The organism is Peribacillus sp. NPDC060253, assembly GCF_042727425.1.
In the GTDB taxonomy this organism is placed as follows: domain Bacteria; phylum Bacillota; class Bacilli; order Bacillales; family DSM-1321; genus Peribacillus.
The window spans coordinates 1-25,091 of record NZ_JBHXAS010000030.1 but is presented as its reverse complement, the minus strand read 5'-3'; the positions used below and the strand labels follow the sequence as shown (position 1 = coordinate 25,091).

General features: G+C 42.7%; 23 protein-coding genes. 17 read left to right on the top strand and 6 right to left on the bottom strand.

What is annotated here, in order from left to right; translation table 11 throughout:
- Positions 1-101: 101 nt before the first annotated feature.
- Positions 102-944 (top strand): EcsC family protein, encoded by an 843-nt coding sequence (locus tag ACFWE9_RS10490; protein WP_230154671.1) that lies wholly within the window; start codon positions 102-104, stop codon positions 942-944.
- The gene (locus ACFWE9_RS10485) at positions 941-1,453 is read left to right on the top strand and encodes a MogA/MoaB family molybdenum cofactor biosynthesis protein (protein ID WP_230154673.1); all 513 of its coding nucleotides are present in this window, start codon (positions 941-943) and stop codon (positions 1,451-1,453) included. The genes ACFWE9_RS10490 and ACFWE9_RS10485 overlap by 4 nt, the downstream gene beginning before the upstream one ends.
- 61 nt (positions 1,454-1,514) lie before the next feature.
- Here the strand turns inward: ACFWE9_RS10485 and ACFWE9_RS10480 are convergent, their stop codons facing one another.
- The gene (locus tag ACFWE9_RS10480) at positions 1,515-1,829 is read right to left on the bottom strand and encodes a hypothetical protein (protein WP_230154675.1); all 315 of its coding nucleotides are present in this window, start codon (positions 1,827-1,829) and stop codon (positions 1,515-1,517) included.
- 214 nt (positions 1,830-2,043) lie between these two features.
- Here ACFWE9_RS10480 and ACFWE9_RS10475 point away from each other — a divergent pair, with 214 nt between their 5' ends.
- Both ACFWE9_RS10475 and argH read left to right on the top strand, forming a co-directional pair.
- Entirely contained in the window at positions 2,044-3,249 is a 1,206-nt protein-coding gene (locus tag ACFWE9_RS10475; protein ID WP_230154677.1) for an argininosuccinate synthase, read from the top strand.
- A complete protein-coding gene (gene argH / locus ACFWE9_RS10470) occupies positions 3,246-4,625 on the top strand; it encodes an argininosuccinate lyase (RefSeq protein WP_230154679.1) in 1,380 nt (459 codons plus the stop codon). The genes ACFWE9_RS10475 and argH overlap by 4 nt, the downstream gene beginning before the upstream one ends.
- 45 nt (positions 4,626-4,670) lie before the next feature.
- Here argH and ACFWE9_RS10465 read toward each other — a convergent pair whose 3' ends face one another.
- Positions 4,671-5,126 carry a universal stress protein gene (locus ACFWE9_RS10465; protein ID WP_230154681.1) on the bottom strand — a complete coding sequence of 152 codons (456 nt, stop codon included), beginning with the start codon at positions 5,124-5,126 and terminating at the stop codon, positions 4,671-4,673.
- 349 nt (positions 5,127-5,475) lie between these two features.
- Complete coding sequence (locus ACFWE9_RS10460; protein WP_230154683.1) at positions 5,476-6,573, bottom strand: M24 family metallopeptidase; 1,098 nt, start codon at positions 6,571-6,573, stop codon at positions 5,476-5,478.
- A gap of 123 nt (positions 6,574-6,696) precedes the next feature.
- On the opposite strand from ACFWE9_RS10460, the gene ACFWE9_RS10455 reads away from it, so the two are divergent.
- From ACFWE9_RS10455 to ACFWE9_RS10445, 3 genes are all read left to right on the top strand, one after another.
- Entirely contained in the window at positions 6,697-7,377 is a 681-nt protein-coding gene (locus ACFWE9_RS10455) for a metal-dependent hydrolase (protein WP_230154685.1), read from the top strand.
- Between the two features lie 647 nt (positions 7,378-8,024).
- On the top strand, positions 8,025-8,249 hold the full coding sequence (locus ACFWE9_RS10450) for a hypothetical protein (RefSeq protein WP_230154687.1): 225 nt from the start codon (positions 8,025-8,027) through the stop codon (positions 8,247-8,249).
- A 71-nt stretch (positions 8,250-8,320) separates the two neighbouring features.
- Entirely contained in the window at positions 8,321-9,640 is a 1,320-nt protein-coding gene (locus tag ACFWE9_RS10445) for a DRTGG domain-containing protein (RefSeq protein ID WP_230154695.1), read from the top strand.
- A gap of 36 nt (positions 9,641-9,676) precedes the next feature.
- On the opposite strand, the gene ACFWE9_RS10440 is transcribed toward ACFWE9_RS10445, so the two are convergent.
- Positions 9,677-9,979, bottom strand: a complete 303-nt coding sequence (locus ACFWE9_RS10440) for a YtpI family protein (RefSeq protein WP_230154697.1) — start codon at positions 9,977-9,979, stop codon at positions 9,677-9,679.
- Positions 9,980-10,146: 167 nt separating this feature from the next.
- Here ACFWE9_RS10440 and ACFWE9_RS10435 point away from each other — a divergent pair, with 167 nt between their 5' ends.
- Positions 10,147-11,085, top strand: coding sequence for a DHH family phosphoesterase (locus ACFWE9_RS10435; protein ID WP_230154700.1), 939 nt, complete (start codon positions 10,147-10,149; stop codon positions 11,083-11,085).
- Positions 11,086-11,189: 104 nt separating this feature from the next.
- Here ACFWE9_RS10435 and ytrI read toward each other — a convergent pair whose 3' ends face one another.
- Positions 11,190-11,693 (bottom strand): sporulation membrane protein YtrI, encoded by a 504-nt coding sequence (gene ytrI, locus ACFWE9_RS10430; RefSeq protein ID WP_230154702.1) that lies wholly within the window; start codon positions 11,691-11,693, stop codon positions 11,190-11,192.
- A complete protein-coding gene (gene ytrH / locus ACFWE9_RS10425; RefSeq protein WP_230154703.1) occupies positions 11,690-12,025 on the bottom strand; it encodes a sporulation membrane protein YtrH in 336 nt (111 codons plus the stop codon). The genes ytrI and ytrH overlap by 4 nt, the downstream gene beginning before the upstream one ends.
- 182 nt (positions 12,026-12,207) lie before the next feature.
- Here ytrH and dnaE point away from each other — a divergent pair, with 182 nt between their 5' ends.
- The 9 genes from dnaE to aceB all read left to right on the top strand — a co-directional run bounded on the left by dnaE (position 12,208) and on the right by aceB (position 25,082).
- Positions 12,208-15,567 (top strand): DNA polymerase III subunit alpha, encoded by a 3,360-nt coding sequence (gene dnaE, locus ACFWE9_RS10420; RefSeq protein WP_377356675.1) that lies wholly within the window; start codon positions 12,208-12,210, stop codon positions 15,565-15,567.
- A 110-nt stretch (positions 15,568-15,677) separates the two neighbouring features.
- Positions 15,678-16,919 carry an NADP-dependent malic enzyme gene (ystJ, locus tag ACFWE9_RS10415; protein ID WP_230154705.1) on the top strand — a complete coding sequence of 414 codons (1,242 nt, stop codon included), beginning with the start codon at positions 15,678-15,680 and terminating at the stop codon, positions 16,917-16,919.
- Between the two features lie 5 nt (positions 16,920-16,924).
- The gene (locus ACFWE9_RS10410; protein WP_290370499.1) at positions 16,925-17,554 is read left to right on the top strand and encodes a FadR/GntR family transcriptional regulator; all 630 of its coding nucleotides are present in this window, start codon (positions 16,925-16,927) and stop codon (positions 17,552-17,554) included.
- A 91-nt stretch (positions 17,555-17,645) separates the two neighbouring features.
- Positions 17,646-18,506: an acetyl-CoA carboxylase, carboxyltransferase subunit beta gene (accD, locus tag ACFWE9_RS10405; RefSeq protein WP_230154707.1), complete on the top strand. Its 861-nt coding sequence runs from the start codon at positions 17,646-17,648 to the stop codon at positions 18,504-18,506.
- Entirely contained in the window at positions 18,506-19,504 is a 999-nt protein-coding gene (accA, locus tag ACFWE9_RS10400; protein WP_377356672.1) for an acetyl-CoA carboxylase carboxyl transferase subunit alpha, read from the top strand. The genes accD and accA overlap by 1 nt, the downstream gene beginning before the upstream one ends.
- Positions 19,505-19,790: 286 nt before the next feature.
- Positions 19,791-20,750, top strand: a complete 960-nt coding sequence (pfkA, locus tag ACFWE9_RS10395; protein ID WP_230154712.1) for a 6-phosphofructokinase — start codon at positions 19,791-19,793, stop codon at positions 20,748-20,750.
- A gap of 127 nt (positions 20,751-20,877) precedes the next feature.
- Entirely contained in the window at positions 20,878-22,638 is a 1,761-nt protein-coding gene (gene pyk, locus ACFWE9_RS10390; RefSeq protein WP_377356670.1) for a pyruvate kinase, read from the top strand.
- An 82-nt stretch (positions 22,639-22,720) separates the two neighbouring features.
- Positions 22,721-23,113, top strand: a complete 393-nt coding sequence (locus ACFWE9_RS10385) for an FxsA family protein (protein ID WP_230154723.1) — start codon at positions 22,721-22,723, stop codon at positions 23,111-23,113.
- 376 nt (positions 23,114-23,489) lie between these two features.
- A complete protein-coding gene (gene aceB / locus ACFWE9_RS10380) occupies positions 23,490-25,082 on the top strand; it encodes a malate synthase A (protein ID WP_230154725.1) in 1,593 nt (530 codons plus the stop codon).
- Positions 25,083-25,091 lie beyond the last annotated feature (9 nt).

The following is a 25,091-nucleotide window of genomic DNA, read 5'->3' as shown; positions in this document are numbered from 1 at the left end:
GCCTTGAAACACAGGAACAGCATCATCTATTCTTGAAAAGTCCTCCTCTATGGTATACTTAAGGGAGAATCCACCAATTCTGTACATAGGAGGCTTGATGCATGGAATTCACGAATCGGGAAATCAAAATTTGGAATGAAATTAGTGAATGGCAAGAAAATCTTTATCAATATGAGCCAACGGATCTGGCAGCATTGTATGATAAATGGTTAGAGCAGGGTTTTGCGCTGCTTCCAGAAAACGTCCAACAACAGTTTTTTGATAAGCTTGATACATGGCTTTTTCATTTGCATGCCATGGTCCAAAGCTCACAAGTTCAAATAGATGCAAGAGAGCGGATTTTAGCATCTGCGCGGGTGTTTAATGAAGATATCGAAATGCTTAGTGACTTGAATCTCTTATCGATCGACCAGTTGAATTACATAGCGAACCAGCATATAGCTAAGCATCGTTTATATTCATTTGCACAAGGAGGGATAAGCGGATCAGGAGGCCTTCTCCTGTTAGGGAGTGATATTCCGGCCATGACGGTCATCAATGTCCGGACGGTACAGCTGATTGCGATGTCATATGGTATTGAGGTGAATACGCCTTTTGAAATGATGTTGGCTCTTAAGGTTTTCAATGCAGGTGCGATGCCAAAGAGACTCCAAGGAATAGCTTGGGAAGAATTGATCCGGGAAGTCCAGACCGCTGAAGATGACTATTTTTATCTGGGAATTGATGAACTGACAAATCCTTCCTGGATGGAACAGCCACTGAAGCAACTGTTGAAGGCCATATCCATTACTGTTTTTCGAAAAAAACTGGTTCAGGGCATTCCATTCATTAGCATGGCCATCGGGGCTGGGGCCAATTATCAAATGACCCGGAATGTCAGTGAATTTGCCCAGAAGTTCTATCAATATCGGTATTTACAGTTGAAGAAGGTTAATGAAGAATGAGTGTCAAGAATCATAAACAAGCCATCACGGAGGCAATTCGCTGCATGGTGATAACCGTTAGCGATACTCGTGATGAAGAAACGGATAAAAGCGGTGCGCTGATGATGGAATTATTGAAGTCGAATGGGCATGAAGTGACGGAATATGAAATTGTGAAAGATGAAAGAGAAGCGATTCAAGAAGCGGTTAAAGCAGGCTGCAATAGCAACAAGGTCGATGTCATATTGACTAATGGAGGGACTGGCATCGCCAAAAGGGATGTAACGATCGAGGCGGTTAAAGAATTGATGACAAAGGAAATTCCCGGTTTTGGCGAGGTTTTCCGTATGCTCAGCTATCAAGAGGACATCGGTTCGGCAGCCATTCTATCCAGGGCCATCGCCGGAGTCGTGAAGGACAAGGCGGTTTTTTCCACCCCAGGCTCATCAGGTGCGGTTCGGCTTGCGATGAATAAATTGATTCTCCCGGAGTTGGGACATGTCATTGGTGAACTTCGAAAGGATTTATAAGGGGGATGCAAAAAAAAAGCCACAGTTTAAAACTGTGGCTTTTTTTTGCATGGAATAGGCCTTAATTATGCATCTTTTCACTCACGCCTTGATTGGCCCGATACCAAAGCCACAAGTCATTGATGATGGAAGCAAGTTCCGCAATTTCGGAATTGAACTGACATGATTTTGCGAAATTACTCTCATCGGAGAGCTGAAGCTGCTTTCGGTTTATCATGGATTCCAGTTCCTTGATGCGGTCTGGGATGCCCCCCCGGATATTCTCCCAGTGCACAAGTATTTGCTGTTGCTCGCCTTTTGTATATTCATCCCACTCCAGGCGCAGATCAGGAATGGGGATGCCAAGCCGTTCATCATAGGTAAATTGCTCTTTCATATTCCCTCCGCTTTTCGATTTTTCATACTCATAGTTTACTATATTTTAGTGGCTGTATACAATATATGAAATTCCCCGACAAATTAACATATTATTTAGCTAAATCTTTAAAATACCCCTTGTATTCCTTTTATAAAAATGATAAAGTACTAATCATAGAATGAATAAAAATAACAACAGATGAATTTTTATTCACATGAAAGGGACGATGAAAATGGCAAATCAAAAAGTGGTTTTAGCATATTCCGGAGGTTTGGATACTTCCGTTGCAATTAAATGGTTACAAGATCAAGGGTACGAAGTTGTGGCATGCTGCTTGGATGTCGGAGAAGGAAAAGATTTAGATTTCATTAAAGAAAAAGCGATAACAGTTGGTGCGGTTAGTTCATATGTGATTGATGCGAAAGATGAATTCGCTGATGAATTCGCATTGACGGCTCTTCAGGCACATACTTTGTATGAAGGAAAATATCCATTGGTATCAGCTTTATCACGTCCGCTGATCGCTAAAAAATTAGTGGAAGTGGCTGAAGCGGAAAATGCGGTAGCTGTTGCACACGGTTGTACGGGAAAAGGAAATGACCAAGTGCGTTTCGAAGTATCCATTTCAGCTTTGAATCCTAATTTAGAGGTTCTTGCACCTGTTCGTGACTGGAAATGGTCTCGTGAAGAGGAGATTGAATATGCAGCGGAAAATGGAATTCCTGTTCCAATCGGCTTGGCGAGCCCATTCTCTATTGACCAAAACCTTTGGGGAAGAAGCAACGAATGTGGAATCCTGGAAGATCCGTGGGCAGCTCCACCAGAAGATGCTTATGATTTGACTGCAAGTCTTGAAAACACGCCGGATACGGCTGACATCATTGAAATTGGATTTGAACAAGGTGTACCGGTTACATTGAATGACAAAAACTATAAATTGGCTGATCTGATTGTTGAATTGAATGAGATTGCAGGTAAGCACGGAGTTGGACGTATCGACCACGTGGAAAATAGATTAGTAGGAATCAAATCTCGTGAAGTCTATGAAGCTCCTGGGGCGATGACATTGATCGCTGCACATAAAGAACTTGAAGATATCACGCTTGTAAAAGAACTGGCTCACTTCAAACCAGTGATCGAGAAGAAAATGACTGAATTGATTTATGAAGGTCTTTGGTTCTCTCCGCTTCAAAAAGCATTGGCCGCTTTCTTGAAAGAAACGCAAGTGAATGTAACGGGTACAGTTCGTGTGAAACTATTCAAAGGTCATGCGATCGTGGAAGGAAGAAAGTCCGAGTACTCCCTATATGATGAAAAATTGGCCACTTATACAAAAGCTGACGAATTCGATCATGATGCAGCAGTTGGATTCATTAAGTTATGGGGACTTCCAACGAAAGTGAACAGCATGGTCAATAACAAGAAGGTGACAGTGTGAGTAGCAAGCTTTGGGGAGGAAGGTTCACGAAGTCTGCAGAAGAATGGGTAGACGAGTTTGGAGCCTCCATATCCTTTGACCAGGAACTTGTCCTTGAAGATATTCAAGGGAGTTTAGCTCATGTAACCATGTTAAAGCAATGCAGCATTTTACCTGAAGAAGATGCGGATCAGATTATTGCAGGTCTGAAAAGTTTACAGGAAAAAGCTGAAAAGGGTGAGTTGACTTTTAAGGTTGAGATGGAGGATATCCATCTTAACCTGGAAAGCATGCTTATAGACGAAATTGGACCAGTAGGCGGAAAGCTTCATACAGGAAGAAGCCGTAATGACCAAGTTGCAACAGATCTTCATCTATATATGCGGAACCAAACGAAAGTGATTCAAGAACTCATCAATGACTTGCAAGAAGCGATTTTGGGACAAGCGAAGAAAAATGTGGAAACACTAATTCCAGGTTATACACATTTACAGCGGGCACAACCAATCTCTTTTGCCCATCATTTAATGGCTTATTTTTGGATGCTTGAGCGTGATAAGCAACGCTTCACCGAGAGCTTCAAAAGAATTAATATTTCTCCACTGGGTGCTGGGGCATTAGCTGGGACGACTTTCCCGATTGACCGTGCTCTTAGTGCCGAACTATTAGGTTTTGATGGTATTTACGAAAATAGCCTTGATGCGGTAAGTGATCGTGACTTTGCCATTGAATTCATGAGCAACAGTGCAACCATGATGATGCATTTATCCCGTTTCAGCGAAGAAATCATACTTTGGTCAAGTCAGGAATTCCAATTCGTTGAATTGGATGATGCATTTTCAACGGGAAGCAGTATCATGCCGCAGAAGAAAAACCCCGATATGGCGGAATTGATCCGTGGGAAAACTGGAAGGGTTTATGGTAATTTAACAGGGTTATTGACTGTGTTAAAAGGACTGCCGCTTGCTTATAACAAAGATATGCAAGAAGATAAAGAAGGCGTTTTTGATACAGTTAAGACCATTGTTGGTTCGCTTAAGATATTTGCCGGCATGATTACAACAATGAAAGTGAAAACGGACGTCATGGAAAAAGCAACAAAAAATGATTTCTCGAATGCGACGGAATTAGCTGATTATCTAGCTTCAAAGGGAATGCCATTCCGTAAGGCACACGAAGTTGTTGGGAAACTTGTATTGTACTGTGTTCAGAATGGTTGCTATTTGGTAGATCTGAGCATCGAACAATTCCAGGAAGCTTCCGAGTTGTTTGCCGATGATATCTACGATGCATTAAATCCTTACGAAGCCGTTAAGCGCCGTAATAGTGCTGGCGGTACAGGTTTTGCACAAGTTCAGCTGGCGATTGAAAAGGCGGAAAAACTGGTAAGTAAATAATCATAAAAAAGCTCGTTCACCAATTTGGCGAACGAGTTTTTTTGATTATTTTTTATCCAATTTCGTACGCACGATGATTACATCACAGTTTGAATGGCGAACGATGCCTTCCGACACGCTGCCGATCAGGAAACGTTCGACTGCATTAAGGCCTGTTGCACCACATACAATTAGATCGATTGAATGTTTTTTCGCTAAATCTCTTGGGATTTGAACTTTGGGAGAACCATATGCCACTTCCGTTTGGACGTTTGCAATCCCAGATGCAATGGCGTCCGTTCTATACTTTTCCAATAGCTCGTTGGCAAAGGTATCAGAACGCTCACTGAGTGTCATATCATACGCTTCAATAGTAGGGAAATTCCTGGTGTCAACGATGTGTGCAAGCACAAGGGTCGCATCACTGAGTTTTGCCAAATAGATTGCCTTTTTTAAGGCCCATTCCGCCTCTTCTGAACCGTCCACTGCTACTAGAATATTTTTATAATCTATACTATTCATCGTGTATCTCCTCCTTCTATTCCATGCCTATTATACTACAATTTACCATATGGCTCTTATTTCAATTATAACAAATTAGCAAATGTTTTATCCTATGGATAGAAATATTGATTGAAATATTGTTTCATGATAGCGAACTTGTTATGACGAGGTCCACCGTTTCTTTCATTTAACTAGAGGGACCTTTTTTTTTGAGTGCTTCAAAATTATTAATGTAAGGAGTGTATCACCCACATTATTCCAGTTGTATTTTTCCTATTGTTTCAATGGATTTCCTTGAATGATACCGATTTACATAATAAAAGGATAACCCCGTCTCAAGTGAGGACGGGGTTATCCGAGTTCATTATCATTTTATGATTTGCAGGCTCTTCGGATATTTGGTCAAAACTTCACAGCCGGTATCGGTGATTAATAGATCATCTTCAATCCTGACACCTGCAACATTTGGAACATATATACCAGGTTCGATTGTATAAACCATTCCCGATTGAAGTTCAAGGGAATTCGTTTCGGTCAAGGAAGGGTATTCATGGACACTGATCCCAAGTCCGTGGCCGAGCCTATGAGGGAAGAATTCACCGTATCCTTTATTCCTTATGATGTTTCTGGCGGTCAAATCAATCTCGGAGCAGGAAACACCAGGTTTACTGGCCATAACGGCCGCTTCTTGTGCCCTAAGTACAGTTTCATATATATCTGCCTGTTTATCATTGATGTCTCCGTAAGCAACGGTTCTAGTGATGTCAGAGCAGTACCCTTCATGAACGACGCCTAAGTCAAAGAGGACTAGGTCGCCACGCTGTACTTTCGTATTTCCTGGTGTACCATGAGGGGAGGCGCCATTTTTGCCAGTCAGGACCATCGTAGAGAATGACATTTGGCTGACTCCGGCCTTTTTCAATTCAAATTCAATCGCTGCAAGGATTTCCATTTCCGTTTTACCTTCACGGATTTCGCTGACACCAACTTCAATTGCAAAATCGGCAAGTCTGCATGCTTCACGAATTTTGACCATTTCATCTTCCGACTTGATCATTCGCATCTCTTGGAGTTTTTCTTCTGCTGAAACGAGTTTTGGCTCTTCGAAGTGATGTTGCACTTGTTCATAGCGTTCTACGTTCATATGCTCTTTTTCAATGGCCATTTTATTAATCGTTAACCCGCGTTTCACGACTGCTTGCTTAACTTTTTCCCATGGATTTTCAATATCGGTGTAACCGATGATATCGCCGTTCCATCCAGCCTGTTTAGCATCTGGAACTTCCATTTGCGGGCAGACCAGGAATGGGTCGGCATTTGCAAAAACGGCCAGTGCAAGCAATCTTTCATGAGGGTCACTAAAAAATCCGCTTAAATAGAAAATGCTCTCCGTGGATGTAAGTAATGCGGCTTCCGCCTCATTGGCCTGAAGCCAATTTTGTAGTTCTGTCAAACGTTCATTCATGACGATACCTCCAGTAATAAGATATAATTACCTTAGCAATATTTAAAAGCATAGTAAATGGGAAAGTTCTAAGTTAGATTAATGATACTAAAAATTAGTGGGTATGCGAAAGGAGCATAAGAAATGAAAGTATCTTTTCATGGACATGCAATTGTAAAAGTCGAAACGAGTGGTAAAACGATTTTATTCGATCCGTTCATTACTGGAAACGAACTAACCGATTTGAAGGTGGAAGACGTAAAACCGGATGTGATCATCTTAACACACGGTCATAATGACCACGTCGGTGACACGGTTGAATTGGCTAAGAAACATGATGCACTTGTCATTGGCGTCGCAGAGATAGCTGACTACCTTGGTTCTCAAGGGGTTCGAACACACGGGATGAGCATCGGCGGAGCTTTCGAGTTCGAATTTGGAAAAGTGAAACTGACGCCTGCTTTCCATGGAACGGGATTCAGTACTGAGGATGGACAAATCATTTATTTAGGGATGCCTGCCGGCGTGTTACTTACAATAGAAGGGAAAACCATCTATCATGCAGGGGATACAGCGGTATTTTCCGATATGAAACTGATCGGGGAGCGACATCCGATTGATCTTGCATTTTTGCCAATCGGCGACAATTACACCATGGGGCCGGAAGACGCGGCACTTGCAGCGAAATTCCTTCAAGCTAAACAAGTTGTGCCGATTCATTACAATACTTTTCCTGTCATCAAACAGGATCCTAACCAATTCATTGACCTGCTTGAACAGGGAAATGGACTAATCATGGAAGCCGGAGATGAAATAGACTTATAAAAGCGGGAGCCTATGGGGCTCCCGTCAGACTGTAGACGAAACTCGATGATTATGGAGTTTGTCTACATTTTTTTTAGGTTTGTAAAATTTGACCGTTGATTTCCCGTCCAGGCACTCGCTTTCCGCGGGCAGTCCGACCTCGGCGCTTTTGCGCCTGCGGGGTCTCCCTTAGACGCGTATCTCCCGCAGGAGTCTCTCACACCCGTTCCAATCCACTCTGCATTAAAACGAAGATAGAACCTGTTGTTTTTCCAATTCAACTGCTTCCTGTTCTTCTTGCAATCTACAATCTACCTGTACAGTGAGTTTTTCGATTCTCCCCAAAAGTGTCATCCATATTTTTGAGATTCATTGGGATATATTTTGAACTTCTTTATTATCTGTTTGTTTAGAATCATTTTCCTCTGCCACTTTATCACCTGCTGCAGAACGCCAGCTATAGTTAGGGCGCTCAAAGCAACTATTATTGAAAGGATAAGTCTATTCAAAACTTTCCCTACTTAAGTATATCGAGTAAATATAACCCTCTTGAATGAAAGAGAATCAATACAAAGTGGATGTATCGGCAAGTAAATCTCATTCATTCAGTTCAGTCTTTTTTCCTTTCACAGGCATAAAATGAATAAATGGATAAAGGGGGGATTTGGATGAAACAGAGGTTATTACTATGTTTGCTTTTATGTGGTGTGATGCTGTATTATGCGGTGCCGCGCTTGTCGTTGGAAAGCGGCGGTTTGGAGAGCTTGTTTGCAGGTTCCTGGTTATTGTTTGCGTTGTTGGCGGTAGCTGGAAACCTGACGGGGATTCTATATTCTCCAAAAAAACACAAGGTAAAAAGACCGCTTGAACACAAAAGGTTGCGTCAACATTAGTAGTTGTTTGATAAACTGGGCTCTTTGACCTTATAATGGGGAATAGGAATACCGTGAAAAGGGTGAAGCGCTTGGCTACAAAGCATGAACAAATATTAAAACATATCGATGGGCTCCCTGTTGGCGAAAAGATTTCCGTCCGTCAAATTGCGAAAGCATTGAATGTTAGTGAAGGTACGGCGTACCGGGCAATTAAAGAAGCGGAGAACCAGGGCTACGTGAGCTCCATTGAGCGGGTAGGCACGATTCGCATTGAGAAAAAGAAAAAAGAGAATATTGAAAAGCTAACGTTTGCTGAGGTAGTTAATATTGTGGACGGACAAGTTCTGGGTGGGAAAACCGGACTGCATAAGACATTAAATAAATTCGTCATCGGGGCGATGAAGCTGGATGCCATGATGAGATATACAGGTGCAGGAAATCTGCTGATCGTCGGGAACCGTACTCAGGCCCATGAGAACGCGTTAAAAGCAGGTGCAGCGGTGTTGATCACCGGGGGGTTCGATACGGAAGAGCCTGTTAAAAGGTTAGCCGATGAATTGGAGATGCCAGTCATTTCAACAAGTTACGATACCTTTACCGTCGCAACGATGATCAATCGGGCGATCTATGATCAATTGATTAAAAAGGAAATCTTGCTGGTGGAGGATATTTTGACACCTGTTCAGGAAACGACCTTTTTAACAATCGGTGACCGGGTTCAGACTTGGCATGAACTCAATCAGGAATCAGGGCATAGCCGTTTCCCTGTTGTCGATGACAATATGAAGGTTCAAGGAATGGTCACATCAAAAGATATCATTGGTCAGGAAGAGTTGACGCTCATTGAAAAGGTCATGACGAAAAATCCAATGACTGTAGGCGATAAAACGAGTGTTGCATCATCTGCCCATATGATGGTTTGGGAAGGCATCGAGTTGATCCCTGTCGTTAATGACAGCCATATCCTAAAGGGGATCGTGAGCAGGCAGGATGTACTGAAGGCACTTCAAATGAGTCAAAGGCAGCCTCAGGTAGGCGAAACGATCGATGATACGATCACAAGCCAGCTTGTGATGACATCGAATCGTGGGAAGGGCGAGGAAGTGTATAACTATGGTGTCACTCCGCAAATGACCAATTATCTTGGAACCATTTCCAGCGGTGTGTTCACGACATTGGTTACCGATTCAGCGAACCGGGCACTTCGAAGCTATAAGCGCGGTGACTTGGTCGTGGAAAATATGATGATTTATTTCATCAAGCCAGTCCAGATCGATAGTACACTCGAAATCCATCCTCGTGTCCTTGATGTAGGGCGTAAATTCGGAAAAGTGGATGTCGAGGTATATAACCAAGGCAAGCTTGTCGGCAAGGCGATGTTAACTTGCCAATTGCTTGACAGATCATGAAAAATGAATAAATCAAAAAGGATAATCGAAATTCGATTATCCTTTTTGATTTGCGGCCTCTTCGATCGCATGCGGCAGGTAAAACTTATACATTTTATAGCCTCCCCAAACGCTGAATAGGCCAACAGAGATGAAAACGGCAGCGATGATATAAGTGGTGGTCGTGTGGAAGAGAAAAAGCTGATTGATTCCGAATAGTGCGACAAACGCACCAAGGGCAATGGAAGATTTCCCGGAAATCCACTTTTTCTCCATCGGCATTTTGGTGCGTACCGATTTAATTTTATAAAACAGATAGACCCCTAGTGAAAGAACAATCAAGGTGACAAGAATAGGCATCGTTTAAAATTCCCCCAATTTAACATATGTACCTTTTTATTGTAGCGGGAATTGAAATAGAATGCCACAGTAAACAAGATGAGTCTTCCTATTTCCCCAATTTTTTGATTAAATGAAATATATCATCTTTATTAGGCACGATACTACATATGTGGAGGGAGATCTATATGAAAGCTGAAATCTTAGCAGAAATAAAGCGTTATGATACTATCATTCTCCATCGTCATGTTCGTCCAGACCCGGACGCTTATGGTTCACAGGGGGGATTGGCAGAAATCCTGAAAGCATCTTTCCCTGAAAAGCGAATATTCACGGTTGGAAGAGAAGAACCATCATTGAATTACTTAAGAAGGCTCGATGAAATTTCGGATGAAACCTACCAAGGTGCTTTGGTCATCGTTTGTGATACCGCGAATACTGACCGGATTTGTGATGTACGGTATAAGACCGGGGATAAAGTGATTAAGATTGATCATCATCCGAATGAAGATCCATATGGAGATATGCGTTGGGTTGATACATCAGCAAGTTCCACTAGTGAAATGATTTATGATTTATACCAGTTTGGTAAAGAACAAGGCTTGAAGATGAGTGATGAAGCGGCGCGTCTTCTTTATGCAGGCATCGTTGGCGATACAGGACGTTTCCTATTCCAAAGTACGACTGAAAAGACATTTGCCTATGCTAGTGAATTGATTCACTATTCGTTTTCCCGCCCGCAGTTATATCAGGAGATGTATGATGTCAATGAAAGCATTGTCCGGTTGAATGGCTATGTATTGCAGCATTTCGAAATCCTCCCAAATGGAACGGGGAAAATGATCATAACGAAAGATATACTTGAAAAATTCCATGCCTCGACATCTGAGGCGTCTCAACTCGTTTCCTCGCTCGGTTCGATTAAAAATGTTAAATCATGGGTCTTTTTCATAGAAGAGGATAAAGAAATCCGTGTCCGATTCCGTTCTAAAGGTCCAATCATCAATACGATTGCCCGGAAATATAACGGCGGCGGCCATCCGCTTGCGGCAGGAGCTTCCATACACTCTTGGGATGAAGTGGATAATATCCTTGCTGATATGGAAGAGTTGAATAAAGCGGAATGAAAAACAGTAAATAGTTTTGTTGCATGATTTAAAGACCAAATCGTATATGATTTGGTCTTTAAATTTGGTGGAAAATTAAAAGGGCATTACCATATCGTCTACATTTAAGAAGTAGTCCTTTTCAGTTTGAGTTCAATGTTCATTTTTGTATAATACATGATTTCAACGACTTCAAGTTGATAACGCTTTTTATTGATGGTCACGATTTTATTTTCAATCGATTTTTTCAATAGCGACTTTCCGTTATATACGCTAACGACATCTTTGGCGAGAAGTGAGGAAAGGTCGTCCTCTATCACATCCTCTGCTTCGGCAATACTGAGCCGATCGAGGCTGTATTTTTCATTCGTAATGGTTACTTCAACTTCTTGAATTGTTAAGATCTCTTCGTTTTTCTGATTTAACTTTTTATAATCCTGCTCCCAAATGGAGATTTCTTCGTTTAGATCCTTAATCTCCTCTCTTTGTTCATGAAGGGTCCGGATCTGCTTTTCTTGCTGGACCCCATACATATAAAAGAAAATCACCCAGCTGAGCAATCCGCCTAGTGCAGCCCCGGCAAAAAAACGCTGCCAGGTGGGTGCCCGGTGATAAGGGGGAATCCTCATGATGAGATATGCTCCTGCGTGAACCAGTTGATGATCAGTGCTCCTGTCTGTGCACCGCCAAGTGCAGAAAGAATCAATAGGACCTGTTTGACGATATCCTTCGTTTCTCCGTGGAAAATACCGCGTTCGAAATTATAGACCATATCAAATGTACCCCCGATGGCAGCGACAATCGCCCAAATACGCAGGCTGTCCGATAGCCGGAACACAGTCGTCATCGGGGCTTGTCCCGTAAAAAAAGCGGCGAGGCCCCCAATTAACGAGCCGCCAAGCAAAACGCCAAGCGATATGAAAAAGCTGTTGAGAAAGGCTGGAACAAAGGCTTCATTCATGTATCATCATCCTTTTTAGCTTGATATTCTTCTATTCTATTTATATGGGACGTGCAGAGGTATTATGATAGTCGGCGGAAATCAGGGTGGGAAATTGCATTGGTAATGAGAACATATTTTCTTTTTTTGAAATAAACACTATAATGAAAAGAAACATGCCTTACAAAGGTGGGAGAAAAAACGTGTATACTCATCTCCATATTCAGAGCGGATACAGCCTGCTTACAAGTACGGTGAAGATCACTGAACTTGTGGCCAAAGCGAAAGCGGATGGCTGTACAAGTCTTGCCTTAACCGATCGAAATGTTATGTACGGTTCGGTCTATTTTTATAAAGAATGCAAGAGACAGGGAATAAAGCCGATCATCGGCATTCTTGCAGATGTCCTGGATGAACAGGAAAATGCACATGGACTTCTGTTATTAGCAAAAAATCTACAAGGATATCAAAACCTGCTTAAAATAAGCAGTGCCATAAAAACGAAATCTCCGTCAGGCATACCGATGAACTGGCTCAAAGCCTATTCCAAGGGATTGATAGCAATCACACCGGGAGCAGAGGGACAAATAGAACTGCTTTTGAGGGAAGAAAGGCCGGAGGAAGCCAAACAGGCAGCAAAGCGGTTCCAGCAGATTTTTGGGTCTGATAACTTTTATGTATCGATACAGAGACTGTCAATTGCGAATGAGGAGAAAGGGAACGAAGACATAAGTCTGTTGGCGAGAGATTTAGGGATAAAGACCGTAGCGACGAATCCGGTCTATTATTTAAACGAAACCGATGCACTCGCCCAAGAAGTGCTGCTGGCCATTGGAAATGGCGACAAGCTGGCGGATGAGGGGCACACGGTGCCTGAGTCCAACCAATTTTATTTAAAAAGCCGGGCTCAAATAGCAGAACTATTCCATGATAGACCTGATGCACTTGAAAATACGCTCCATATTGCCGCGCAATGCAATCTTGAAATTCCGTTTCATCTTTCCCTGCTGCCTAAGTACCCTACTGAAGCTGGCGTCACAGCTGAGGAAATGCTAGAAGCCGTCTGTTTCCAGGGATTAAAGAAAAGACTGTCAGAGCCATCGAGTCAATATGAAGAGCGCCTTCGGTATGAGTTGGATGTCATTGCCAAGATGAAATTCAGCGATTACTTTTTAATCGTTTGGGACTTCATGAAATTCGCTAAGGACAACCAAATCCTGACAGGGCCTGGAAGGGGATCTGCCGCCGGATCGATGGTCGCTTACGTCCTCTCGATAACGGATGTCGATCCAATCGAACATTCCCTGCTGTTCGAGCGTTTCCTGAATCCAGAAAGAGTCTCGATGCCGGATATCGATATTGATTTTCCTGATAACCGCCGTGAAGAAGTGATTGCCTATGTCGCGAAGATATACGGGGAACTTCATGTAGCACAAATCATTACGTTCGGAACTTTAGCTGCCAAAGCTGCATTAAGGGACACAGGACGAGTTTTCGGCTTGAATTCAAAGGAACAGGAAGCTGTATCGAAAATGATTCCAAATCGTCTGGGCATCACCCTTCCTGAAGCGTTCAAGGAATCGAAAAGGCTGCGTGAATTCGTTAATGAGAGTGACTTGAATCAAAAACTTTTTCAAACGGCGTTATTGCTTGAAGGCCTGCCACGACATGCGTCGACACATGCCGCAGGCGTCGTCATCAGCGACCAGGCTTTGACTGATCATATCCCGATTACTAAAGGGCATGACGGCATCCATCTGACTCAATATCCAATGGACCTCCTAGAAGAACTTGGCCTTCTTAAAATGGATTTTCTCGGACTCCGGAATTTGACACTACTCGATAATATTTTAAAAAATATCCAAAAGGGAACTGGGAAAAAGCTGGACTTATCCCATATACCAATGGATGATCCCGAGACGTTAGCCCTTTTAGGGAGAGGGGAAACAACTGGAGTGTTTCAATTTGAATCTGATGGTATCAGAAAGGTTTTGATCAAGTTGAAACCGAACCGATTCGAGGATATCGTCGCAGTCAATGCCCTATATCGTCCGGGACCGATGGAAAACATACCATTGTTCATCGAACGAAAACATGGATTGGTCCCGATTGATTACTTGCACCAGGATTTGAAGGATATTCTTGAGCCTACATATGGAGTCATCGTTTATCAAGAACAAATCATGCAAATTGCCTCTCGGCTGGCTGGGTTTACACTTGGGGAGGCTGACCTGCTGCGGCGGGCCGTCTCGAAGAAGAAGAAGGATGTTCTCGATCAGGAGCGTCAGCATTTTGTGAGCGGGGCGTTGAAACAAGGATATTCCGAAAAAACGGCAGATGAGATTTATACCTTGATCGTCCGCTTTGCTAACTACGGATTCAACAGAAGCCATGCGGTCGCATATAGTTTCATTGCCTATCAGCTAGGTTACTTGAAAACCCACCATCCGGAATATTTCATGGCAGCCCTCATGACATCGGTGATTGGGAACGAGGAAAAGATTTCCCAATATATCCGTGAGGCAAAAAAGAAGGGGATAAACGTTCTGACCCCATCAATTAACCTGAGCGGCTACCCTTTTTTACCGGAAAAGGAAGGGATCCGCTTTAGCCTCGGAGCCATAAAAGGGATAGGCGGTACAGTTTTAAAAGAAATCTTTGCTGCCAGACGGCAAAAGAAATTCGTTGATTTATTCGATTTCTGTTTGCGGGTATCGGGGAAAATCGTAAATAGAAAAGTGTTGGAGGCGCTAGTGCATTCAGGTGCATTTGATGAATTCGGTGAAGACCGGGCCACATTGTTGGCTAGTTTGGACGTAGCGATCAGCCATACGGAACTGGTAAATCCAGACGATGATCTATTTGATATGTTTTCGGATGGCGAGTTTTCACTCAAACCGAAATACAACCGTGTCGAGCCAATTCCAATCGAACATAAACTGTTCTTGGAAAAAAGCGCTTTGGGCCTTTATTTATCGAATCATCCGGTGACAAGCTACAGGGAACTTTTTCAGTACTTTGGCTGTTTGACCATAGACGAAGCGACAAATAAAAAGGAGTCAAAAGTCTTACTAGGCGCATATATTACGTCTGTAAAAACGATAAGGACAAAAAAGGGCGATGTGATGGCCTTTTTGAGCGTCAGTGATGAAGAGGGGGACATTGAAGCCGTAGTTTTCCCCAATGTGTATAAAAACCATTCTGCAGATTTGAACCATGGACAACTCATTATGCTGCAGGGTACGTTGGAAGAACGGGATGGAAAAACCCAGCTCCTGATCAGGAACATCTACCCGCTTGAAAAAGTGAAGCAGATGAAAGAGGAAAGAAATGGAACTATTTTCCTGAAAATTGAAGCTGACAAGCAAACGAAGGACACGCTACAAAAAATAAAAAAAATTTTAATGCAGCATAGCGGCGAAGCGAAGGTCATGCTTTTTTACGAAAGGGAAAACCGCTATGTTCAGCTGTCTTATTGGGATTGGGTCAATCCAACAGACAGTCTGATTGCCTCATTAGGTAATGCTGTTGGAAAAGCGAATGTCGTTTATAAGAGAGAATAACTGTTTTACAACTTTAATAGATATGTTATATTGAGAACAGGCCGCTGTGGTCTGACCACTAGATTTCAGCATATAGTTTCGGGTTTACCAATTTGTTTAGGAGTGAAAATATGACATTAAGAGAAGAAGCATTACATATGCATCGCTTGAATCAAGGGAAATTAGAAACTGTTTCAAAAGTACAGGTTAGGAATGCCGAAGATTTAAGCCTAGCTTATTCTCCTGGTGTCGCAGAACCGTGTAAAGAAATTTACGATAAGCCAGAAACCGTATATGACTATACGATGAAGGGGAATACTGTCGCAGTAATTTCTGATGGAACTGCAGTGTTGGGACTTGGAAACATTGGCCCTGAAGCCGCTTTGCCAGTTATGGAAGGTAAAGCCGTATTATTTAAAAGCTTCGCAGGAGTAGACTCTTTTCCAATTTGTTTAAAAACGACGGATGTGGATAAAATTGTAGAGACCGTTAAATTACTCGAGCCAACATTCGGGGGAGTGAATTTAGAGGACATTGCCGCACCGAACTGTTTTGAAATTGAAGAAAGACTTAAGAAAGAAATGAATATTCCTGTTTTTCATGATGATCAGCACGGTACAGCAATTGTAACTGTTGCCGGTCTTGTAAATGCTTTACGTCTTGTGAATAAATCAATATCAGAAATTAAAGTGGTAGCAAATGGAGCCGGCGCTGCTGGAATTGCAATCATTAAATTGCTTTATAGCTATGGAGTTCGTGACATTATCATGTGTGACACGAAAGGTGCCATTTATGAGGGCCGTTCGTCAGGCATGAATGAAATAAAAGAACAAGTGGCGAAAGTGACTAATCGAAATAAGCTTTCAGGTCCTTTGGAATCGGTCATTCATGACGCGGATGTATTTATAGGTGTTTCAGCCGCAGGTGCGTTGACTAAAGAAATGGTTTCTACAATGAACCGGGATGCGATCATATTCGCGATGGCTAATCCAGATCCGGAAATCATGCCAGAGGAAGCGAAAGCAGCGGGTGCCAAGGTTGTTGGAACAGGCCGTTCGGATTTTCCGAACCAAGTGAATAACGTTCTTGCTTTCCCAGGAATTTTCCGTGGTGCCTTGGATGTACGTGCGACTCATATCAATGAAAAAATGAAAGTAGCTGCAGTACAGGCCATTGCCGGTTTAATAGAAGAAAATGAGTTAAATGAAGACTATGTTATTCCTGCTCCTTTTGATGCGAGAGTAGCTCCTGCCGTTGCAGCTGCAGTTGCCAAGGCAGCGATGGAAACGGGAGTGGCTAGAATTCATGTGGATCCTGAGGAAATTAAAGAAAAAACAAGGAAATTAGCGATCATTGGAAAAAGTGAGGAATAATTAATTTGGCAGAACGTACTTCTTCATCCAAAATTTATCTCGAAGTTGTTGAGAGCCTACGCAGCATGATTGAAGCGGACAGCCTCCTGCCGGGAGATAAAATCCCTTCAGAAAGGGAGTTATCGGATCGGTTGAATGTTGGTCGTTCCTCAGTCCGTGAAGCACTCCGTGCCTTAGAGTTATTAGGGTTAATTGAAACAAGGCGTGGTGAAGGGACGTTTATCAGGGATTTCCAGGAGCATAAGCTAGTCGAGCTTCTGGGAACCTTTTTTTTGCAAGACAAAAAGGTACAAGAAGATTTGGCTGAGACGAAAAGGTTGATTGAAATAGATTGTTTAAGGATCGTCGCCTTTTTTGCTACGGCTGAAGACATCAAACGATTAATTGCCTGGGTCAGAGCAGGTGAGTTTCGTGATGATGATTTCTTCTTAAGAATTGCCATATTGAACCGCAATCGATTGCTGGAAAGAATTTGGCGCATTATCAACAGCTACGCGAGAACATCAGAGATGGTACAAGGTAATGTAAGAAAAGAAGAATATCTGGCACTTCTTACATATTTGCTTGAACGGGATGAAGAAAAAGCCATCGAAACGTATCTTATTAGAATTAGAAATATGTCGAAGGACGAGTGACACCTTTTTACACGATACTAATTTTATTTCTGATATAGTTTGTACCAAGTATCATAAAAATAGATAATTGGTGGTAAAGGGAGGATTAAGCTTGCTTAAAGAGCTATTTGCGAAGTCTAAGAAGAAGTATGCAACGGTTCCTTTAGATCGGGAGAAACAAGATGTACCAGAAGGAATTATGACAAAATGTCCCGGCTGTAAAAAAATCATGTATACAAAAGAATTAGTGAAAAACAAGAAAGTCTGTCTGCATTGTGGGTTCCACCATTCGATGTCTTCCCATGAGCGTATCGAAAGTTTATTCGATGCCGGCAGTTTTAATGAATTTGATAAAGAAATGATTTCAGTTAATCCACTTGAATTTCCGGATTACTTGGATAAATTGGAAAAGGATAAAAAGAAAGCCAAAATTAATGAAGCAGTTGTTACAGGAGTCGCGAGCATCAATGGCTACCAAGTATCAACCGCCATCATGGATTCCAATTTTCGGATGGGAAGCATGGGCTCCGTTGTTGGGGAAAAAATCACCCGTGCCATTGAACGTGCAGGTGAATTGAAGATTCCGTTTATCATATTTACGGCATCAGGCGGCGCTCGGATGCAGGAAGGTGTTTTAAGCTTGATGCAGATGGCCAAGACAAGTGCTGCACTAAAGATGCTCAGCAACGAAGGCGGTCTGATCATTTCAATGATGACCCACCCTACCACAGGCGGGGTTTCGGCAAGTTTCGCATCACTTGGTGATATTAACCTTGCCGAACCTGGAGCCCTGATTGGCTTTGCGGGGCGAAGAATCATTGAACAGACGATTCATGAAGAGCTTCCTGAAGACTTCCAAACGGCTGAATTCTTGATGAAGCACGGCCAATTGGATGCGGTCGTTAAACGTACGGAATTGAAAGAAACCTTAACGACGATCCTTAAAATCCATGCCCCGGGGGGTGAATGGTAATGATATATGAATTAGAGTTCGAGCGTCCTGTTACGGACCTGAGAAATAAGATTAAAGAGCTGAAGGCAATTACGAAGGATGCTGAGGTAGATCTTACGGTTGAAATCGAAACGTTGGAAAAACGATTAGAGAAGCTGGAAGTGGATATTTATAACCATTTAAAACCGTGGGATCGTGTTCAGATTGCCCGGCATCCGGCCCGCCCGACGACGCTTGACTACATCCCGCTATTATTCAACGACTTCCTAGAGTTTCATGGTGATCGTTATTATGGGGATGATGAAGCGATCGTTGCTGGAATTGCGGAGTTTGATGGACGGGCTGTTACAGTCATCGGTCATCAAAGGGGTAAAGATACGAAGGAAAACATCCGTCGTAACTTTGGTATGCCCCATCCGGAAGGCTATCGAAAAGCTTTGCGCCTGATGAAACAGGCGGAAAAGTTCAATCGACCGATTATTTGTTTTATTGATACGAAGGGTGCTTTTCCTGGTAAAGCTGCTGAAGAGCGCGGACAAAGTGAAGCTATTGCGAAAAACCTTTTCGAAATGGCAGGGCTGAAAGTGCCGGTCATCAGTATTGTCATAGGTGAAGGCGGAAGCGGTGGTGCATTGGCACTTGGAGTTGGAGACCGAATTTTCATGCTTGAGAATTCAACATACTCGGTAATTTCTCCTGAAGGAGCTGCGGCCTTGCTGTGGAAGGATGCTTCGCAGGCTAAGAGGGCTGCGGAAACGATGAAAATCACGGCTCCTGACTTAAATCGCTTAGGTGTCATCGATGAGATCATTCCTGAAGTGAGAGGCGGCGCCCACAGGGATGCCAATTTACAGGCAGAAGCCATCAAGGAAATCCTGACACGTTCATTTAATGAACTATTGCCATTGAACAGTGATGAACTTATTAATCAGCGTTACATGAAATTCAAGAAAATCGGTGAATATGAATTTGAAAAGCAACCTGAGGGGAAACCTAAGGAAGTGGAACAGCATTCATAAACATTTAGCAATAGAAAAAACGTGGTGCCTTGGGCAACACGTTTTTTCAGCCTTTCATTGGAAGTATATGTATGCATTAATGGAAATCATAGAATACGTCTTGTGTGAAGTATGTAAACTTTTGCGCCATTTTACTTCAATTTCTGAAGAGAATCGGTTAGGCTTATAACATCAAGTGTGGCATAAGTGGGTAATTACTGCTTATTGAAGCTTGAAAAAGGGTACAATGATATAACGAAGGTATTGTGAGCTTAAAATCGATTAGTGCTGTAGAGAGGTGACTTTTATGAAAAGAATAGGTGTATTGACAAGTGGGGGAGATTCTCCAGGTATGAATGCAGCTGTCCGTGCGGTTGTCCGGAAAGCAATTTTTCATGAGATGGAGGTCTTCGGAATTTACCATGGCTACCAGGGTCTGATAAATGGCGATATAAGGCAGCTTGAATTAGGATCGGTCGGAGATATCATTCATCGCGGCGGTACAATGTTACATACGGCTCGTTGTCCGGAATTCAGGACAGAGGAAGGCCAGCTAAAAGCTATAGAACAACTTAATAATCATGGTATTGAGGGAATTGTCATAATAGGTGGCGATGGTTCATACAGAGGGGCGAAGGCTTTGACTGAAAGGGGTTACCCTTGTATCGGAGTTCCTGGGACCATTGATAATGACATACCGGGCACGGATTTTACCATAGGTTTTGATACCGCCTTAAATACAGTAATCGATGCGATCGACAAAATTCGGGATACCGCGACTTCTCATGAAAGAACTTATGTGGTTGAAGTAATGGGGAGAAATGCCGGCGATATTGCGCTTTGGGCCGGATTGGCTGGCGGGGCGGAAACGATTCTTTGTCCTGAATATGATTACGACATGGATGAGCTGATCGGGAAGTTGAACCGCGGACATGACCGTGGGAAAAAGCACAGCATCATCATAGTTGCTGAAGGTGTTGGAAGTGCTGTTGATGTCTCCAGGAAAATTGAGGAGAAAGCAGGAGTTGAAACACGTGTTACGGTTCTAGGCCATGTTCAGCGCGGTGGATCTCCTTCGGCAAATGACCGGGTATTGGCAAGTCGACTTGGAGCAAGAGGTGTGGAATTGCTGCTTGATGGAAAAGGGGGCAGGGCTGTAGGGATAGAACAAAATCGCCTTGTAGATTATGATATCATCGAAGCCCTTGCTAAACCGCATACAATTGACAAGAAAATGTATGATTTATCCTCGGAATTATCTATTTAATCTGTTAAGACCCATATTTGCTTTTTTAAGAATTATTTATTAAAAAGAAGAGACAAATAACCATACTACGCCCCTGACTTTTAAAAGGTGGGCAGGCGGCGAGTTTTCCTTAAAGGAGGATGACACCATGCGAAAAACCAAGATTGTTTGTACGATTGGCCCCGCAAGTGAAAGTATAGAAAAGCTGGTTGAATTAATAGAAGCGGGGATGAATGTAGCTCGGCTTAACTTTTCTCATGGCAATCATGAAGAACATGCCGCAAGAATCCGCAACATTAGAGAAGCTAGTGAAAAAGCAGGGAAACAGGTTGCTATCCTGTTGGATACAAAAGGACCTGAAATACGGACAAATAACATGGAGAATGATTCCATGGAGCTGGTAGCTGGCAATGAAGTCATTATTTCCATGAATGAAGTTTTGGGAACTCCCGAAAAATTCTCCATTACTTATGAAGGGCTTCTACATGATGTCCATGAAGGATCCAAAATCCTTTTGGATGATGGATTGATTGGACTTGAAGTGTTGAAGATAGATCAGGTCAGAAAAGAAATCCATACCAAAATATTGAACAGCGGCACACTGAAGAATAAAAAGGGCGTAAATGTGCCAGGTGTTTCGGTGAATCTGCCAGGCATAACGGAGAAGGACGAACAAGACATCCTGTTTGGAATCGAACAGGGTATTGACTTTGTGGCTGCATCATTTGTACGCAGGGCTTCCGACGTGCTTGAAGTGCGTGAATTACTGCAGCAAAATCGAGCGGAACATATTCAAATCATTCCTAAAATTGAAAATCAAGAAGGTGTTGACCGACTTGATGAAATCTTGGAAGTTTCAGACGGCTTGATGGTAGCACGTGGAGATTTGGGTGTGGAAATTCCTGCAGAAGAAGTGCCGTTAGTCCAAAAACAAATGATCAAAAAATGTAACAATGCCGGGAAACCGGTCATAACGGCTACACAAATGCTCGATTCGATGCAACGTAACCCAAGGCCTACCCGTGCAGAAGCAAGTGACGTAGCCAATGCCATATTTGATGGAACGGATGCCATCATGCTTTCTGGTGAAACAGCTGCAGGAACCTATCCTGTCGAAGCTGTGCAAACTATGCATAACATTGCTTCACGTGCAGAAACCGCGCTTAATTATCGGGAAATATTATCAGTAAGAAGTAAACTGAACCGTTATAATGTAACGGATGCCATTGGTCAGTCCGTTGCTCACACTGCACTTAATCTAAATGCCGGTGCAATCATCACTCCTACCGAGAGTGGCCATACGGCAAGGATGATTTCCAAATACCGCCCTAAAGCACCGATCATTGCCGTTACATCCAATGATCATGTTTCAAGACGGCTTGCACTGGCTTGGGGCGTTTACCCGCAGATTGGTCCAAAAGCGACGACTACGGATGAAATGCTTCAAACTGCAATCGATGAAAGCTTGCATTCAGGCTTAGTTTCCCATGGAGATTTAGTCGTCATAACAGCCGGTGTGCCTGTAGGTGAAACAGGTACGACTAACTTGATGAAAATTCATGTGTTAGGTGAGGTTCTTTTGAAGGCTCAAGGAATCGGCAGGAAATCATCGAAAGGTGAAGTGGTTGTAGCCAAGAATGCCAAGGAAGCTTTGGAAAAAGTGAAGGAAGGCTCTGTATTGGTTACAATCGGTTCGGATCGCGATATGATGCCAGCGATTGAAAAGTGTGCCGCATTGATAACGGAAGAAGGCGGTTTAACAAGCCATGCAGCTGTTGTAGGGGTCACTTTGGGTATTCCTGTCATCGTCGGGGCGGAAAACGCGAGCAAAATATTCACGGATGGACAAAGAATAACGGTCGATGCCGGTCGTGGAATCATCTATGATGGCCATGCTAACGTTTTATAAAACGAATTTTTGGCTAAATTCCGGTCGAATGAGGTAAGATGGATGTACCGCACCAGAAATGGGCTGTGCAGGAGGAATGTAGATGAAATATTTTTTATTGTTTATCATTGCGATGCCGGTCGTTGAAATTATTGTCCTATTGCTGTCAGGCAATGTAATCGGTTTTTGGCCAACGCTGTTCCTGATTGTAGCCACTGGTTTAATCGGAGCCTATTTAGCTAAAAAGCAAGGGATGGAAACATGGAAAAAGGCACAGGAACAGATTCGTTATGGAATGATGCCTGGAAATGAAATCATTGATGGAATCTGTATCTTTATCGGAGCTGCACTGTTGTTGTCCCCTGGGCTCATCTCGGATATCATGGGATTGATCCTTGTGTTTCCGCCAACTCGGAACCTCCTTAAGCCGATTGTTATCCGTTTCATGATGAATAGGATGAATAAAGGAAAGGTCACCATCATTCGGCATAAATAGTAAAAGGCTGTCTAAAGCTTCAAGCTTTTAGACAGCCTTTTTGGTCTGTTACAGGAAAAAGCATCCAGGGTTTCACAATGGATGCTTTTTTGCATTTCACCAAAAATGGGAGGACGTTTTAATATGAATGGTTTCCCTCTGTTTCATCTTAAAAGTTCATGATAAAGGGTTGGGAATTGATGGTGAAGACAGAATTGTTAAATTATTTTCGGGGCGAAACGTTGATAAACCAGGCTTTTCTATGCTTAATATTCTTTTTTTTGAATTTTTTAGAAAAAACTGGTGACAAATTTATTCTGTGTGTTATATAATACAAACAGGAAATAAAACAACTGTATTATAACATGAATAGTTGGAAAGGATGTGGAGAGGCAACATGATTACGGAGGCAAAAGGCCTGCAAATTACTGGCACCATTAAACCAGGATATGAACAAATACTTACAACGGAAGCTCTTCAATTCATCGAAAGAATTGAACGGCATTTCGGTGAAAGAAGAAAAGAGCTTTTAGAACGGCGCAAATGCGTTCAAGAAGACCTGAACCAAGGCAAGCTGCCTGAATTCCTTGAAGAAACGAAGCATATTCGTGAAAGTGATTGGACCATTTCGCCCCTCCCGAATGACTTGCAAGATCGCAGGGTTGAAATCACCGGACCGGTTGATCGTAAGATGATCATTAATGCCATGAACTCAGGTGCCAATGTATTTATGGCTGACTTTGAAGACGCCAACTCGCCGACTTGGGAGAATTGCATGGATGGCCAACTGAATCTGCGCGATGCCATCCGGGGTACCATTTCCTTTAAAAATTCAAATGGAAAAGTATATGAATTGAATCAAAAAACAGCTGTTCTAAAGATAAGGCCCCGCGGCTGGCATTTAGAAGAAAAACATGTCCTTTTAGATGGACAGCCAATATCAGCCAGCATTTTTGACTTTGGCCTATACTTTTACCACAATGCAAAAGCATTGATCGAAAAACAAAGCGGTCCATACTTCTACTTACCAAAAATGGAAAGCCATCTGGAAGCTAGATTATGGAATGATATATTCGTATATGCACAGAACGATTTAAGAATCCCGCAAGGATCAATTAAGGCAACGGTCTTGATCGAAACGATTCTTGCCGCATTCGAAATGGACGAAATTCTATACGAGCTGAAAGAACATTCCGCAGGCCTGAATTGTGGCCGCTGGGATTATATCTTTAGCTTCCTGAAAAAATTCCGTCACTCGGATGATGTGATTTTCCCTGATAGGTTACAGGTCACGATGACTGTCCCGAACATGAGAGCGTATTCCTTATTGGCAATCAAAACATGCCACGCTCGGAATGCTCCGGCGATTGGTGGGATGGCAGCGCAAATCCCAGTGAAAAATGACCAGGCTAAAAATGATGAGGCATTTTCGAAGGTCCGTGCAGATAAAGAGCGCGAGGCGAGAGACGGTCACGATGGGACATGGGTTGCCCATCCAGGTATGGTAAGCACGGCAAAAGAGGTATTTGACCTACTAGTTCCAAAACCGAATCAAATATACCGAAAACGTGAAGATGTCCAAGTAACCGCACAAGAATTGCTGGAGGTGCCTAAAGGAACGATCACAGAGGCAGGATTAAGGACAAACATTAACGTAGGCATTCAATATATTGCCTCTTGGTTAAGTGGTAGAGGAGCAGCACCCATTAATAACCTGATGGAAGATGCAGCAACGGCCGAGATTTCAAGAGCTCAAGTCTGGCAATGGATCCGTCATCCAAAAGGGATTCTCGAAGATGGCAGGAAAATAACCGAAGAATTATTCCATCAGATCAAAGAGGAAGAATTGGCAGTCATTAAATCGGAAGTAGGAGAAGAAGCTTTCAAATCAGGAAAGTTCGAAGAGTCTACTAAACTATTCGAAGAATTGATTGAAGCAGATGAGTTTGCTGATTTCTTAACAAATCCGGCATACAAGCAATTATCTTAATATTTAGAA